The 272-nt window shown below is 65.8% G+C and carries 1 pseudogene; it reads right to left on the bottom strand.

Going from position 1 to position 272, the window contains the following annotated elements:
- Nucleotides 1–272: pseudogene (locus SB751_RS30515) on the bottom strand (MFS transporter); the annotation flags it as partial.

Here is a 272-nt window from a genome sequence, read left to right as displayed (position 1 = left end):
AGACGCAGCGCGACGATATAGACGAAGGCCTTCGGATGACGCGTCAGCGCTTCGAGCACCGGCATCTTGAGCTTGCGATGGCCGTGCTCGACCTTTTCGACGAATTCGCGCGACTCGTCCATGCTCGAACGCACCCACAGGCCGACCAGCACGAGCACCACGCTGAAGACGAACGGCAGACGCCAGCCCCAGGCGCGGAACGCCGTCTCGCCGAGCAGATGGCTCAGCAGCGCGACGATGCCGGTCGCGAGCACGAGGCCCACGCCGTAACC

This window comes from Cupriavidus sp. SIMBA_020 (genome assembly GCF_046535395.1).
Taxonomy (GTDB): domain Bacteria; phylum Pseudomonadota; class Gammaproteobacteria; order Burkholderiales; family Burkholderiaceae; genus Cupriavidus; species Cupriavidus campinensis.
The sequence above is the reverse complement of the archived record's forward strand: the minus strand, read 5'-3'. Positions and strand labels throughout refer to the sequence as shown.